The organism is [Limnothrix rosea] IAM M-220, from assembly GCF_001904615.1.
GTDB lineage: Bacteria > Cyanobacteriota > Cyanobacteriia > Cyanobacteriales > MRBY01 > MRBY01.
This window is the reverse complement of sequence record NZ_MRBY01000001.1, coordinates 115,111-129,474: the sequence shown is the minus strand read 5'-3', so window position 1 is coordinate 129,474 and position 14,364 is coordinate 115,111. Positions and strand designations below refer to the sequence as shown.

14 protein-coding genes are annotated in these 14,364 nt (G+C 44.2%); 5 read left to right on the top strand and 9 right to left on the bottom strand.

Translation table 11 applies throughout. The features are described 5' to 3' along the window. Positions 1–59 precede the first annotated feature (59 nt). Positions 60–239 (bottom strand): CsbD family protein, encoded by a 180-nt coding sequence (locus tag NIES208_RS01085; protein WP_075888833.1) that lies wholly within the window; start codon positions 237–239, stop codon positions 60–62. Positions 240–571: 332 nt separating this feature from the next. Between NIES208_RS01085 and NIES208_RS01080 the strand changes: the two genes are divergently transcribed. The 4 genes from NIES208_RS01080 (at position 572) to NIES208_RS01065 (ending at position 5,578) form a co-directional block, all read left to right on the top strand. Continuing rightward, complete coding sequence (locus tag NIES208_RS01080) at positions 572–1,009, top strand: CsbD family protein (protein WP_171971684.1); 438 nt, start codon at positions 572–574, stop codon at positions 1,007–1,009. A gap of 187 nt (positions 1,010–1,196) precedes the next feature. Beyond that, complete coding sequence (gene selD, locus NIES208_RS01075) at positions 1,197–3,401, top strand: selenide, water dikinase SelD (protein ID WP_075888829.1); 2,205 nt, start codon at positions 1,197–1,199, stop codon at positions 3,399–3,401. 59 nt (positions 3,402–3,460) lie between these two features. Continuing rightward, a complete protein-coding gene (locus tag NIES208_RS01070) occupies positions 3,461–4,051 on the top strand; it encodes a Uma2 family endonuclease (RefSeq protein WP_216349320.1) in 591 nt (196 codons plus the stop codon). A 327-nt stretch (positions 4,052–4,378) separates the two neighbouring features. Continuing rightward, complete coding sequence (locus NIES208_RS01065) at positions 4,379–5,578, top strand: NAD-dependent epimerase/dehydratase family protein (RefSeq protein ID WP_075888825.1); 1,200 nt, start codon at positions 4,379–4,381, stop codon at positions 5,576–5,578. Positions 5,579–5,648: 70 nt separating this feature from the next. Here the strand turns inward: NIES208_RS01065 and NIES208_RS01060 are convergent, their stop codons facing one another. The 4 genes from NIES208_RS01060 to rpmB all read right to left on the bottom strand — a co-directional run bounded on the left by NIES208_RS01060 (position 5,649) and on the right by rpmB (position 10,153). Further along, positions 5,649–8,261, bottom strand: coding sequence for an O-antigen ligase family protein (locus NIES208_RS01060; protein ID WP_075888823.1), 2,613 nt, complete (start codon positions 8,259–8,261; stop codon positions 5,649–5,651). Positions 8,262–8,353: 92 nt separating this feature from the next. Further along, the gene (locus tag NIES208_RS01055) at positions 8,354–9,682 is read right to left on the bottom strand and encodes a flippase (RefSeq protein WP_075888821.1); all 1,329 of its coding nucleotides are present in this window, start codon (positions 9,680–9,682) and stop codon (positions 8,354–8,356) included. 45 nt (positions 9,683–9,727) lie between these two features. Then, the gene (locus NIES208_RS19560) at positions 9,728–9,859 is read right to left on the bottom strand and encodes a hypothetical protein (protein ID WP_282956253.1); all 132 of its coding nucleotides are present in this window, start codon (positions 9,857–9,859) and stop codon (positions 9,728–9,730) included. A 57-nt stretch (positions 9,860–9,916) separates the two neighbouring features. After that, the gene (rpmB, locus tag NIES208_RS01050; protein ID WP_075888819.1) at positions 9,917–10,153 is read right to left on the bottom strand and encodes a 50S ribosomal protein L28; all 237 of its coding nucleotides are present in this window, start codon (positions 10,151–10,153) and stop codon (positions 9,917–9,919) included. A gap of 80 nt (positions 10,154–10,233) precedes the next feature. Between rpmB and NIES208_RS01045 the strand changes: the two genes are divergently transcribed. Next, positions 10,234–10,410 carry a hypothetical protein gene (locus NIES208_RS01045; RefSeq protein WP_075888817.1) on the top strand — a complete coding sequence of 59 codons (177 nt, stop codon included), beginning with the start codon at positions 10,234–10,236 and terminating at the stop codon, positions 10,408–10,410. 50 nt (positions 10,411–10,460) lie between these two features. Here the strand turns inward: NIES208_RS01045 and NIES208_RS01040 are convergent, their stop codons facing one another. From NIES208_RS01040 to NIES208_RS01030, 4 genes are all read right to left on the bottom strand, one after another. Continuing rightward, positions 10,461–12,089, bottom strand: coding sequence for a DUF3685 domain-containing protein (locus tag NIES208_RS01040; protein WP_075888815.1), 1,629 nt, complete (start codon positions 12,087–12,089; stop codon positions 10,461–10,463). A 137-nt stretch (positions 12,090–12,226) separates the two neighbouring features. Continuing rightward, a complete protein-coding gene (locus tag NIES208_RS19150; RefSeq protein ID WP_216349318.1) occupies positions 12,227–12,544 on the bottom strand; it encodes a hypothetical protein in 318 nt (105 codons plus the stop codon). Between the two features lie 78 nt (positions 12,545–12,622). After that, positions 12,623–12,835 carry a hypothetical protein gene (locus tag NIES208_RS19145; RefSeq protein WP_216349316.1) on the bottom strand — a complete coding sequence of 71 codons (213 nt, stop codon included), beginning with the start codon at positions 12,833–12,835 and terminating at the stop codon, positions 12,623–12,625. Between the two features lie 176 nt (positions 12,836–13,011). Beyond that, a complete protein-coding gene (locus tag NIES208_RS01030) occupies positions 13,012–14,277 on the bottom strand; it encodes a DNA cytosine methyltransferase (protein ID WP_075888813.1) in 1,266 nt (421 codons plus the stop codon). Positions 14,278–14,364: the final 87 nt, after the last annotated feature.

Sequence of the window (14,364 nt, the reverse complement as noted above, 5' to 3'; positions counted from 1 at the left end):
TTACCTAATAAAAAACTGACATCCTCTCCCCAGAGAAACATCACCTAAAAATCATCCCATTAAAGATTTTTCTTAATTTCATCCTTAGCATTCTCAACAGTATGCTGAGCCTCAGCTTCCGCTTGCTTTACTTTACCCTCCGCTTGGTCCTTCGGATCACCCGTGAATTCACCAACGGCCTCTTGAACCTTTCCTTCGATATTTTTCAAAGTAGCATCAATTCTATTTTCGTTACCCATAATAAATTTATTTCCTATAATTCTACAAATTCAAGTACAAAGTTAGTCAAGTCAAACAAGCATTCACCAACTTTGTTTTAACTATTAACACAATAGCCTTCAAACCATACCTAGGACTTCTATCAATTGAGATAAATCCTAAAAATCTTTAGGCATATTCCATTTTACATAAGCCATAATCCATAGATTCTTATGCCAAGAAGGCATAAATTTTGACTTTGGCATCGTCTGTTAATCTACCTAGAGAAAAGTCGAAGAGACCCTCTAGATAGATGATTTTTTATGCTCGAATTTTCTATTATCTTAGGGTACAAAATATATAATCTCTCAAAATGAATCAGCGACAAATGAGTTTAAAATCAGGATTAAAACTTTTACTGGGTAGTCTTTTATTATTGTCAGTAACCTTTATCGAACCTAACGTAACCCTTAAATTCAACCAAGTTGCTCAGGCTGCACCACTGTCTCAAGCCACATTTTTATTGGAAGTTCCTAGTCCTTCAGATATGCTCGACAAAGTGACGAATAGCAGTGCAAGTAAGCGTGTAGAAGGTACTGCTGACCGAGTGGTCGGTAGAGCTAAGCGGGATATTGGTGAGGTGTCCAGCGAGGTTTCTGGGCTTTCTGAGAAGGCGGAAGGTTTAGCCCAAGAGGCCAAGGGGAAAGCGAAGCAAGATGTTGCTAAGGTGCAAGAAAAATTAGAGAAATCTGCGAATAGTTTAAAGGATCTATCTGAGGATATGGTCGATTCTATTAAAGATGCTTTTTGATATCAATGATAATTTTAGGTTAGTGAAAAACGAATAAATTTAGTTTTTTGGGCACAGGAATAGTAGGGGATTACAGCCATTTTCTATTATTCTTTGTGTCCATTTTCTTTCTAAAAAAAATGTAAATATCCCAAGGGTTATATATCGCTTTAAAATAATCAAAGTACAGTTGAGATCAAGATAATATATGACAGATTTGGTTTTGGTGGGTGGTGGTCATAGTCACGCGATCGCCCTACGCATGTGGGGAATGAATCCTCTCAGAAATGTCCGTCTTACTTTAATTAGTGATGTGACTTACACGCCCTATTCGGGGATGCTGCCGGGGTATGTTGCGGGGTTTTATGGCTATGACGAAACCCATATCGATCTGCGTCGCCTTGCCTATTTTGCTGGAGCTGATTTTTTAAGAGAGAAAGTTTTTGATTTAAATTTAGAGAATAAAATAATTCTTTGTGGCGATCGCCCGCCGGTACGGTTTGATTATTTATCGTTAGATATTGGTAGTACTCCCAGTGTGACAAATATTCCGGGAGCAAGGCAATATGCGATCCCGGCTAAGCCTGTGCCAAAATTTCTGACGGCGTGGCAAAAAATTCTCGATGAAGCATCAGAAAATCCTTCCCAAAAACAGGACATTATCATCGTTGGGGGTGGGGCAGGGGGCACAGAACTAGCTTTTAATATTCACCATGCTTTAACCCAAAAACTAACATCACCAAATTTACTTTCTTTGCACCTTGTGCATCGCGGCTCGGCATTAATTAGTGGTAATGAAAATCCTTGGGTCAGCCAAAAAACAGAAAAGTTATTGTTGCAGCGTGGCGTTAAGATTCACCTCAACGAAGAAGTAACAGAGGTTTTTAAATCGGGGTTGCAATGTCAATCGGGCTTACGGCTAACGGGAAAGGTGATTTGGGTCACGCAAGCATCGCCTGCACATTGGTTGGAAAAAAGTGCGATTGAAACCGATGCAAAGGGTTTTGTCGTGGTGGATGAAACGCTGCGATCGCCGTCCCATCCTTTCGTCTTTGCGACGGGAGATATTGCATCTATGCGCAACCATCCCAGACCAAAAGCAGGAGTATTTGCAGTACGTCAAGGGAAACCGTTATTTCAAAATTGGCGACGCACTTTTACTGGCGAAGCTTTAATTGATTACAACCCTCAAAAACGTTATCTCGCACTCATTGGCACTGGCGATCAACAGGCGATCGCCTCGTGGTGGAAACTAGGTTGGCGTAGTCGTTGGCTGTGGCATTGGAAAGATAAAATCGACCGCAAATTTATGGATCAGTTTGCCGATTTGCCGGAGATGAAACCCATGGTGGCCGCGACAGCCACTGAACCTGCACCAAAAATGTATTGTGCAGGCTGTGGCGCAAAGGTCGGGAAAAATATTTTGGCAGCCGCCCTTTCAGATCTTGAAACATCGAACACTGAAGGTGTAGTTGTAGGGCTAGATCAACCCGATGACGCGGCGGTCATTCAAGTGCCAAAGGATCAGCTTCTGGTGCAAACGGTCGATTATTTTCCGAGCTTGATTAATGATCCCTATCTCCTCGGTCAAATTGTGACCCAGCATTGCCTCAGCGATCTCTATACGATGGGTGCAATGCCCCACAGTGTCTTGGTTTTAGCGAGTATTCCCCACGGCGAAGCCAGAGTCCAACAGGGACTTTTGCAACAGATGTTAGCGGGAGTCACCAAGGTTTTGCGGGCGGAAAATATTGCATTAATCGGTGGTCATACGAACGAAGCTGACAAATTAGGATTGGGGTTAACTTGCAATGGATTTATCCAAAAAGATGACATTTGGCGAAAAGGTGAAGTACAGGCAGGACAAGCTTTAATCCTGACAAAACCCCTCGGTACGGGCACATTGTTTGCGGCAGAAATGCAACGAGTGGCAAAGGGAAAATGGCTCGATGGGGCGATCGCCGCCATGGTGCAATCCAACCGCAAGGCCGCCGAAATTTTACGCAAATATGGCGCAACCGCTTGTACCGATATCACCGGGTTTGGGCTAGCAGGACATCTCCTCGAAATGCTGCAACCTTCCGGACTTTCAGCGGAATTATATTTAGATCAATTGCCGATGCTTCATGGGGCAGTTGAAACAATAAAACAAGGCTTTACCAGTTCCCTCGCGCCGCAAAATCACACCGCCGAACAATTTATCCAAGCGGATATGTCATTACGAGAAAACCCGAAATATGAATTGCTTTTTGACCCGCAAACATCTGGGGGATTGCTAGCGAGTATCGCTCCTGAAAAAATAACTGCTTGTTTGGCAGATTTGCGGCAGGTGGGTTATGACGCAAGCATTGAAATTGGAACGATCAAAACAGCACAAACTTCTTCTCCACAACTAATCATCTCAACCAGTTGAGTTTGAGGAACTATGCCAAAATTAATCAATAAGGTTGCAATAATCTGAGGACAATCATTATGGTGGCGATCGCCTCACGAGGAATGACCCTCGCCGAATTTCTTGCTTTTTACCCAGAAGAAAACATTTGCTATGAGCTAGAAAATGGAGAATTAGTGGAAATGCCCCCCGAAAGCGACCAAAATCAGCGCATTGCGTCTTTTTTGTTTGCATATTTTCTAAAACTCGGAATTGCTCCCTACTGCTTGCGTATTGGTATTGAAGTGGCAGTTACAGGCTCTAAAGAATCCGTGCGAGTTCCCGATTTCACAGTTTTATCGGAAGAAGCGGCTCTTGCTCTAGAAGGTGCAACGCGTTCGACAATCATGCCTGATATGCCGCCACCAAAGCTTGTAGTTGAAGTGGTTTCGCCGGGCAAAGTAAATATTAATCGGGACTATCGTTATAAGCGGGCACAATATCAAGCGCGGGGTATTAGTGAATATTGGATTGTCGATCCCCTTACCAGTAAAGTCACCATCTTGTCGTTAAATGAAGGTTTATACGACGAAGCCACTTTTGTTGATGCAGAGATTTTGACCTCACCTTTACTTCAAGAATTACAACCAGAAAACGAAATTACAGCCGCCCAGGTTTTACAGCAAGCCTAAACGGGGCGATCGCCACACCTTACTGTTTTCTTAACCCAAAAACCTTTATTTAGTAAGCCTCTCAGCAACTTTCGAGAACTTATTTTACTCCGATCTCAGCCGTTCATAATATGGGATAATCTCAGCAGTTTAAGGGGCATCAAGCTCATTTGACCCATTTAAATCACGAAAATCACAGATAGCGTCTAACTTTGCTACCAACTCACCACAGAGTATAAGTAGTACGAAGCATTTGTTAAAGTGAGTTTCGCAAAAACGCTGATGCCATGCATGCGATTTTGACAGTATTCACAAGAAAATTCACAAGCAACCGAAGGAGTGAAATCAATGAAAATCATTGTTCTGGGTGGAGACGGATTCTGCGGCTGGCCCACATCGTTACACCTATCCCAAGCAGGTCACGATGTCGTTATTGTTGATAATCTTTCTAGACGAAATATCGATAATGAGCTGGAAGTGGATTCTCTGACTCCCATCCGGCCAATGTCTGTGCGCCTTGAAGCGTGGCAAGAACTCACTGGCAAGCGCATCAAGTTTTTGAATTTTGATATCGCCAAAGAATACGATCGCCTCCTAAATCTTCTTTTGGATTACGAACCAGATGCGATTGTTCACTTCGCTGAGCAGCGGGCGGCTCCCTACTCGATGAAATCGGCGAAGCATAAGCGTTATACCGTCGATAATAATCTCAATGGCACAAACAATGTGCTTTGTGCAGTGGTTGAATCTGGTCTAGATATTCATATCGTCCACCTCGGCACCATGGGTGTGTATGGTTATGGCACTGCGGGCATGAAAATCCCCGAAGGCTACCTTGATATTCAGGTGGTGACGGAGGATGGCAAGGTCATTGAAAAGCAAATTCTTCACCCGGCAAATCCGGGTAGCATCTACCACATGACCAAGACGCAGGATCAACTGTTCTTTGCGTATTACAACAAAAACGATAAAGTCCGTGTCACAGATCTCCACCAAGGTATTGTCTGGGGAACTAACACACCGGAAACGGCGATGGATGAGCGGCTCATTAATCGTTTTGACTATGATGGTGACTATGGCACAGTACTCAATCGTTTCTTGATGCAAGCGGCAGTGGGCTATCCCCTTACGGTGCATGGTACTGGTGGCCAAACTCGCGCCTTTATTCACATTAAAGACACTGTTAAATGTGTGGAGCTGGCGATCGCCAACCCACCAGAAAAAGGAGAGCGCGTCAAAATCCTGAACCAAATGACAGAAACTCACCGCGTTAAGGAATTAGCGGAAATCATCAATAACATTACAGGTGCAGAAATTCAGTACCTTGAAAATCCCCGGAATGAAGATTCTGAAAATGATCTTTATGTGGAAAATCAGTGTTTCCTCGATATGGGTTTAGAACCCACCAAACTTGATAAGGGTTTGATGCTGGAGGTGACGGATATTGCCAGTAAGTATGTAGACCGCTGCGATCGCAGTCGCATTCTTTGCACGTCTAAATGGACACAAACGTCTGAGCGTGCTGCTGCCCACGCCGCCAAGTCCTAACTCTAAACTTCAAAACTCAACTTGATTTGTCGATCTTTTTTTGTATCCCTCTTACTGATAAGGGGGATTTTTATTGGGGTTTTGGGGTTGATGGTAATTCGAGTAAAGGTTGCCAATATTGTGAAAGATTGAGGTCTAAATCCGGAGCATAACGCACGGTGACAAACAGATTATTAAATAAATTACCCATTAAAATATTGTCGTAAAACTCACCGAAATCCCGTGGTTTAGCGCCGCCGAGGTGTCGAGAAATGACGTTAAAACCGACGCGTTGAATCCGACTTGGACGTAGATAGTCTTGGTTTCTGAGCCAGGCTCGCAGGGATTTCTGATTTTTTAAACGGCGTAGTGATTCCCTGAGTATCTTTGGTTGATTGGATAGATCGCTCAGTTGGAATGCTTTTTTTAGGTAGGGTTCGGCTTCCTCTGGGTAGAGCCACGCGGCGATCGCCAATGCCCATTTTTTATTGTCACTAATCGCTGTGTGTAGGGTATTAATTTGTTCAGCAGTTAAATCTTGTTGCCAAGTTTCAGGAGTTGTTTTTTCTAGGGCGAGCAGTAATTGCCCCAATGTAAAGTTATTGACCGAAAAGTCTTCTGCAGCTCCGGCATCATCGCTGTAATACCACCGCAGAGCCCCACGGTTTTGGTGGAGTTGGGTTTGCAGGGTTTGATTTTTTGGCTTTGTCGCGATGATTAAATCAGTGAAAATCTCGTCAGTCCGTTCCAATATTGCGGGATAGTAGTCGAGCCATTCTGCCTTGAGCCACAGCGGACTCATCGCAAATTCTGGAAAGCGCACAAATTCAATGGCGATCGCCTCGATTGCTTTCTCAATTTCTCCACGCTTAAACCAACTTTCTCCCAAACCAAATAGCGTTAAACGATGGTAGGGCATGAGTTCCATGGCGCGACTAAAATAGGCCGTGGCAGCAGTCGGTGTGTCCACAAGGGTGAGCCAACCTAAACTGCTGTGCCCAAATTCGTAGCTCGGTGAGGCGGCGATCGCCCGTTGAAACCAGAGGATCGCTTCTTCCCGTAACGTGCGTTGAATATCAGCAGGATGATTATCCCAGAGTGCCAGTTCCCCCAATGACCAACCCAGTTGGTAGGCATAGTAAGGCTGCCAAGGTGCGAGGGAATGGGCGGTGGCGAGTTGATCCACAAAGGTTTCTAGTTTTTCTTGCCGCAATGACTTGAATCCAAGGTGGGAGGAGGCAAAGGCTGCATTCATTGGTATTGACCAACTTAAAATTCCCGCCAGTATCAAACCAATTAGGCCGAGGGATAATGGTTGAAAAATGGGCTTGAGGGCGACGACGGGCCTAACGTAACGGTGGTGCAAATTCGTGAGGAGAGAAATGTAGAGTAATAAAAAGCTGGCGATCGCCACCACATCAAGTTGATAATCCGTTAAAGCCATCACGCCATAGCCAATCCCGGCCGCGCCAATGGCATAAACCAAAATTTTGTCTTCAGCGGCGATCGCCTTCCAAATCTTAGGTTGCAATAATTTCCACCACATTTTGGCCAGCAAACCTAAACCAAGCAACATTGTGAAACTGCCCAGTAACCCCAACTCTGCCCAAATTTGTATGGGAGTACTGTGGAGTTGAAATAAAATCTCGGCTTCTAAACCAGCCCAAACTGGACGAAACTCTTGATACAGCAAAGCCACAGAACCTAATCCCTGTCCCGCTAGCGGTTGCTCCCAGCCCATTTGCCAGCCGGTGTAGGTCGTGATCCAGCGATAGGCAAATTCGCCCCCCTGTTGACCAAAAGAAAAAAGCCCTGTGAAAGTGCCCCGTAGTCGCTCATTTTGGACAGCCCAGAGCACAAGCAATGTCAATCCTGATATGCCGCCCAAACCAAGCCAACGCCGTGGCAACGTACTTTTCCAGAGTAGCAACAGAACCATGACCCCGAACGACACGCATAATCCAAGCCAGCCACCGCGAGAATTTGTCGAATAAAACGCAATAAAACTAAGGCTACAGCACGCCACCCAAAACCACCGCTGCCAAGATTTTGCGGCGATCGCCAAACTGATTAAGAGCGGTAGCGCCAATAATAAAAATCCTGCAACATAATTAGGATGACCAAAGGTTGCCCAGTTTCGTAAAGTGACGCTCGAAAATCGATATTCCGCGGCAATCCCCAGCTCCTTTAAAGCGTCAAGTCGCGCCAGCTCTGGCAACACCGTCTCTGTAAGCCAAAGCGTTAAGCTCCAAATGCTAAAGGCTCCACACAATAATCCTTGGGCGAGTAGTAGCGGATGGGTCAGTAGCGCCTGGCTTTTTTCTGCCCTAGACTGCTGGAGCCAAAAGTGATGTAGCCCATACAAAATACCGATATAGGCAATATCTACGGCACTATACAACACCGCCATTTCTCGAAACGGAGCCGTCACCAACGACAAACTTAGCGTCGCAATGAGACAAAAAATCACCCAGTCTAGGTTGCCACCCAGCCACCATAAACCCTTTGATTCTCCTTGGCGCTGCCCCCAAATCTGGGCGATCGCCCAGATTACGCCACATAAAAATCCGCCTTGCACCAAATAAAACCAAGGCAAGCCAACCATAAAACTATGGTTATCCGGCATTAGTACAGCCCAACCATAAACCCCAAGGGCAAAGAGTCCAAGACCTAAACTAACAACTTGCAACAGGCGATCGCGCATGGAAATCAGAGCAAAAAAGTGACTGCTCCAATCTTAAAAGAACTGTCATTAATTCCTCTCGCTTCGTTCCCAAAGTCCAATTAGTTTCGACTTTATTTTGACGGGGTGCGATAGCTATCAAGAATTGAAGGAAAAACACCAATCTGTTTGGTGACAAGATGATAAAGCCAAATATTCCAAAGACTCATGGAAAAAGCCGTCGCAAATGCCGCGCCGAGAATCCCGAAAAATTTAATGCCCACCCAATTCAAAATCGCGTTGGCGATCGCCGCGACGAACATCACTTTAGCCGCTTGGTTTTGATGTCCCGTCATCGTCATGAGATAACCGACCGAGCCAGAGCCAACATTGACAAGTTGCCCCACAATCAAAAGCGCCAATGCCCATTTTGCCGCAGTAAATTCGCTGCCAAATAACTGCAAAACGGGTTCTGAAAAACTCACGAGACCAATCGCCGTCACCAAAGCCGGATAAAACATCCAGCGAGCATTGGTAGAGACAAGCTCCTGCAATCCTCGGCGATCGCCCTGACTATAGAGTGATGCAATGAGCGGAGCGGTAATTGAGTTGACGGACATCAAAATAAACTTTACCCAAGCCGATGTCTTCAGGGCTGCACCATAGATCCCTACCTGTTTTGCATCGAGAAGAGCGCCAATCATCAGGGTATCGGTTTGACTGAGAATAATTTGTGAACCGCCCATCAGCATTAAGGGTAAAGCCACGCCCCACCATTGTTTAATCTCGTATTTTGGCGGGGCATCGCGAATCGAATTATCTAAAGTTTGCAAAAACCAAAACCCTTGTACACACACAATTAGGATTCCAGAGACAATAAAAATCCAGAGTGCATTGGTGCTGGTTAGCGTGTGGGAAATTTGCCAAATCCCAGCAATACAGGCAAGCAGGAATGGATGAAGAATGAACTCAGGAAAATAAGCTAAGGCAATTTTTTGGCAGCCACGGATGATTTCTCGTTGGAGATTAATTAACGCCACAATCGGAGTCGCTAACAGTCCAATGCTCATTGGCACGACATATTCTTCAAAATTTCTAGTCTCATTTAGCCTGAGCCAAATTACGGAGGCGATCGCCGTAACAACCAAGCTGATGATCACAGTCTGGAGCCAACTGCTGCGAATAATGCCCTTCAAAGATGACCAACGTTTGTGAGCTTGATATGACGGCACAAACCGTAAGACAGTGCTGGGCAAGCCAAGTCCAGCAAATAAAGCGAAGGAAATAATCACCGCATTCACATAGTCATAGATGCCGTATTCTGCCGCGCCCATCCAGCGTGCTAATAGGACTTGCGAGCCATAAATGACCCCTGAGCTGACAATCTGAATGACTAAAGCAACGCCTGCTCCTCGGACTAACTGGAGCAATAAACTAGGCGGTTCAGACTGAGGTTGGGGCACTGTTTAATGTTTGGAGTAAGCGGAGTTTTAGATATTGTCTTAATTTTAGGAGTGCTGCAATTTGGAACTACCCCTGACCTGAAAAGGGCGATCGCCGCCATCCACAAACTTCGCTTCGAGCTGTCTGGGCAAAAAAGAAGACCCCCACGGCTTGGTGTAGGAGTCGAACTGAAGCATTCAGTTGTATTTAACCTTTCGTCTAAATTGCTCAACCTAGTCGCAAGAAAATTAAGCCTAAACTTTATTGAGGTTGATGCCAGCTTCTTTAGCCATTGCATCAATGCCTTTCTTTTCGATCGTTTTAATTGCCTTAGTGGAGAGACGAAGACGCACAAAGCGGTTGCCTTCAGGCCACCATACTCTTTTCCACTGGAGGTTAACTTGTTGTAATTTTTTAGTACGACGGTGGGAGTGGGACACTGCCATACCGTTATTTGCTTTCTTTCCAGTAAGCTGGCATTTACGGGACATAACGGAATAACTCCTAACAATTTCTATAATAAGCAATCCAATCTACAATCATAGGGCATTATCGAAGAGAGTTAAAGTCTATGGAACGCGGAAAATTGACAGCGATTATTACAGGTGCGATCTCCCTACTGGTGGCGATCGCCTACCTATTACTCGTCCAAATCCTTGATTTCCGAGGAGAAATGAAGCCTGCGCCGATGATGCAAGTACCTAGTATTCAAATCAGTTTTGTCGCACCACCCAGTGTTTTCCAGTGATTTTTCCGTCATAAATTTTCAACTTTCAATGACAGAATACTAGCGAAAGACTAACGGTAGAGGGATCGTTTCTTTACCTGCTGCCAGCTTGTACCAACACCATCGGCAATACCACGGGCAATCAATCCTAAAGCGCGACCGACAACATTTGTCAGCACATAAACCACGATTTTCCCCAGCCAAGCCACCAGCGCCCGCACCCTAGGAGCTAGGGCATCCCGCAATTCTAAAATCATCGTCACTCCCCAAGCAAATCCTTCTAGGGTTGCTAAGTCTTCATGGCGTGGTGCATAGATAGAGGTACGCACTAATCCTGCCGTTGAGAACTGTAGTAGAGAGTATTGACTCTCGAAAATTGCCTTCGGCTCCAGCCAATATTTTTCTCGGCGATATTGCCACGATAGTTCATTGCGAAAGCGGGCAATTTCACGGGATGAGCGAATTTTTTTGTTATATAAGTTGTGCTTGAAAATCTCGGATTCGCTAAAGGTATTCAGCAAAAATTGCATCACGCTATTACTAAGCTGAATTAGCAGGTTTTCTAAAATTAGTTGCGATCGCCTGATGGCTTCTTGGGCTTCAAGACGGTATTCAACATTATCAATGATTAAGGGTTTCTCTAATAGTAAATATTGAAAAAGTTCGAGGGTATAGGGGGCAGCACGCAAATTCGTCTCAAGGATGGCGATCGCCTCACGATTTAACAGTTTCATAAAGTCTTCTGATCGACTATCTTCGTCAGGGGCATAGCGACTAATGAATTCTTGGGTACTCAAGCGCCAAGTACTACGAAGGCTCCGTTCTTGATATTTTTGAAAAGCTTCTATCTCTATTATTTTCCACTGGGGATCGTTTAGGGTTTGGGTGAGCTGTTGCAGAATAATATAATAAAGTTCACGCTTTTTATCTATAGACAAAATATCGGTTTCAAGGGTATTTCCCGTCGCATTTAGTAAGTTACGATTGAGTTTAAAATAAACTTTTTCCAGTAATGTTTGCCAACGCGAATTAGTTGTTGCTAAGCCTAAATTTTCGAGGGGAACAATTTGCATTGAGTCCGAGGGCTCTAGATCTATTTGAGGCGGGTTAAGGGGCTGAATACTCAGGCTTGCTTGTGGTAAAAGTTGACGAATGACCCATGCCGCGGCTTGTAGTTCGCGGCGACGACCTTCTCCCACCAGACGATTGAGGGCGGCGACATCTTTCTGGTTTAAATATTGTTCAACGTTATCGAGGGTGCGGTAAATATCTCCGAGACTTCGTCGACGCAGATTGGTCAAAATATTTTGTTTTTTTATCTGCGGACGTTGTGACCAAACAATTTCTCCGGCGACAATTTGCTCCAATGTCGTGATGATTGTGGCGATCGCTGTGCCTTTGGGGAAATAGCCCTGAATGCCGTCCTGCTTAGCTTGGGTTAAGCGTTCTGTGTCGAGCTGACTGGTAAACAAAACAACGGGAATATCAGCGTAAATCTGCTGCAATTCTCGATATCTTAGCCAATTTTCGTCCCCCTGCCAACTGGGTTCGCAGAGGATAATATCCGCAGTGGGTTTATTTGTTTGGCCAAAAATATTATCAAAAGGCTCTGCGGCGATCGCCCAATCTGTTTCCTGCGCTAATGCTGTACAAAACCCAAGGCGAAAAATGGGATCATCATCAACGAGTAACAGTTTCATAGCGTGCGACAACAAAGGTAACGAATCTAGTTTAATCACTCATCATCGCAGATCAAGACGAATTCACAAAAAACCGAAATTTCCCAAGGTCTATTGTCTGAAAAAACAAGTTTGTTCTCGCTTCGGCGATCGCCACTCTATTCGGAGTCCTTAACTAATCCGTAATGCTTTTCGTCTACTACCGATAGTCGATCCAGTTCTTCCTCCTGCTCAATAGTTAATTCAATAATGGCAATGTCAGACACAGATAAAAATTGCAAAGCAATGGGGCGACATTGCAAATCAGCATAACGTTGCTGACAAAATTCAAGATCCTGCATCACCTGAACAATGCCGAACCGATCACCAATCGACATAGCCTGACAAGAAATGATGAAATGTTCTCCGACTTTATTTAAGCCAATATAAATTTCGTCAATTTCGATTTGACCAATACTTTTTACTGTTGTTCGCAAATAATTTTGGAGTGAATCACAAGTCAATCCAGTGAAAATATCAATCAGGCGATTGAAGCGGACTTTAGTGAGTAGAGCTTACTCATCAGAACCCGGCGAATAAGTCGTAATAATTTCAGGAGTCGCGTCCGAAATTTGAATTTTGTGGTGATGAGATGTGGGCGATATATGTGCGGGAGCTACCTGTCGAAATTCATAACTTCCCATACCAGTGCCAATAATGCTCCACTCTGTATCTCCTGCCACACAATTACGGATTGACTCTGGTAAATCACGGCGAAATCTATACAAGTAGGGAATATCACCAAGATTTTTAACCCTTGATAAATTTAACCTTTCACAAGCTTTGGCAAGTTCATCTCGATTAAATGAAACACTGGTATCACCTTCTTCATAATTATCGAAGAAAACATACTCAATAATTTGATCATATTTTGACTACTTTTTCTGTACCACAACAAATCTATCTATCTCGTATTTTGACTCACTAACTTTTTTTCTCTTGTTCGTTTTGGAATCAAGTCACGGGAAATTTCCCAATATGCACAAGCTTCGCTTACTGTGTAACTCAGAAATTGTTCCTCTACTTTTTCTAAAGATCGAGGTGTTAAATCTCGAAGATCGCAGTTGAGAGCTTTGATGATTTCATCGCCGATTTGTTTAGCGAGTAAAGGTACGACTGCATTACCAATTTCACGAAACCCGTGCCAAATAGTGCGGTGGAATTGAAACCAATCAGGAAAAGTATGTAGTCTTGCAGCCTCACGAATACTGATACATCTCGGAACAGCATAATGAATTGGTCTAGCAGCAGTATGTGCTCCTCTACCACTGGGAGTCCCTGCTCGCAGGGTATTGGATAAACCATCTGGATGCAGTCTATAAAAACGACTCACTTTTTCTGTTTTGCCGGGCTGGGTTTGTGCAAAACGATCAGTTGACTTTTGGGTATGGTTTGAGCCGAGATGACCCCACACTTTTCCGTTTGTACTTCTTTTATGGCAGAGCTTAAATGCGCCATCATTTTTTACGGAGAAATTTTTTCTGAAATTAATGTAGTTTAGTTGAGTCGCCGGGATTCCAGTATCTTTTCCTTTATGTACAGTGATCGCCTCTAAATCTTCAATGGCATGACTAACTTTAACTTGAGAGTCTTCTGTTGGTGTTGTTGCTATGGGATAGCAAATTGGAGGCACGCCATCACGATAACCAAGAATAAATAATCGTTTTCTCTTTTGTGGGACTCCATACAAAGATGAATCGAGAACTTGCCCAGATTCAATGGTTTGATAGCCAATTTGCTTAAATCTGTTAATGAGAGTGTCACGGAAGGTTCGATGTTTGCCAGTCGCCATCCCTGCAACATTTTCGAAAATAAAATATTTTGGTCGAATTTCATCGACAATTCGTAAATACTCAAATACCAATTGATTACGAGGATCTTCGAGTTGCCGTTTGCCCATCAAGGAAAAACCCTGACAAGGCGGCCCTCCCGCGATCAGATCGATTTCTCCCATAAATCCTTTGTCGCGAATTTGTTGTAGTAGAACATCGCTATCTAACGTATTGATGTCTTGGCAAAGGGTGACACCATAGGAAAAATTGAAGTGGTGAACCAAAGCATGAACCGGATCAACTTCGACTGCTCCAGCAACGTCAAATCCAGCAGCCTCTAAACCTAGAGATAAGCCGCCACATCCTGAAAATAAGTCAATTGCTAATGGTCGTCCCACAAATTTTATTAGTTTTAGTTATTTTGTATTGAAATTATAGCGGATGAGATAAGACGAAAAGGAGGCAGCGAAAAACCACCTCTTTTC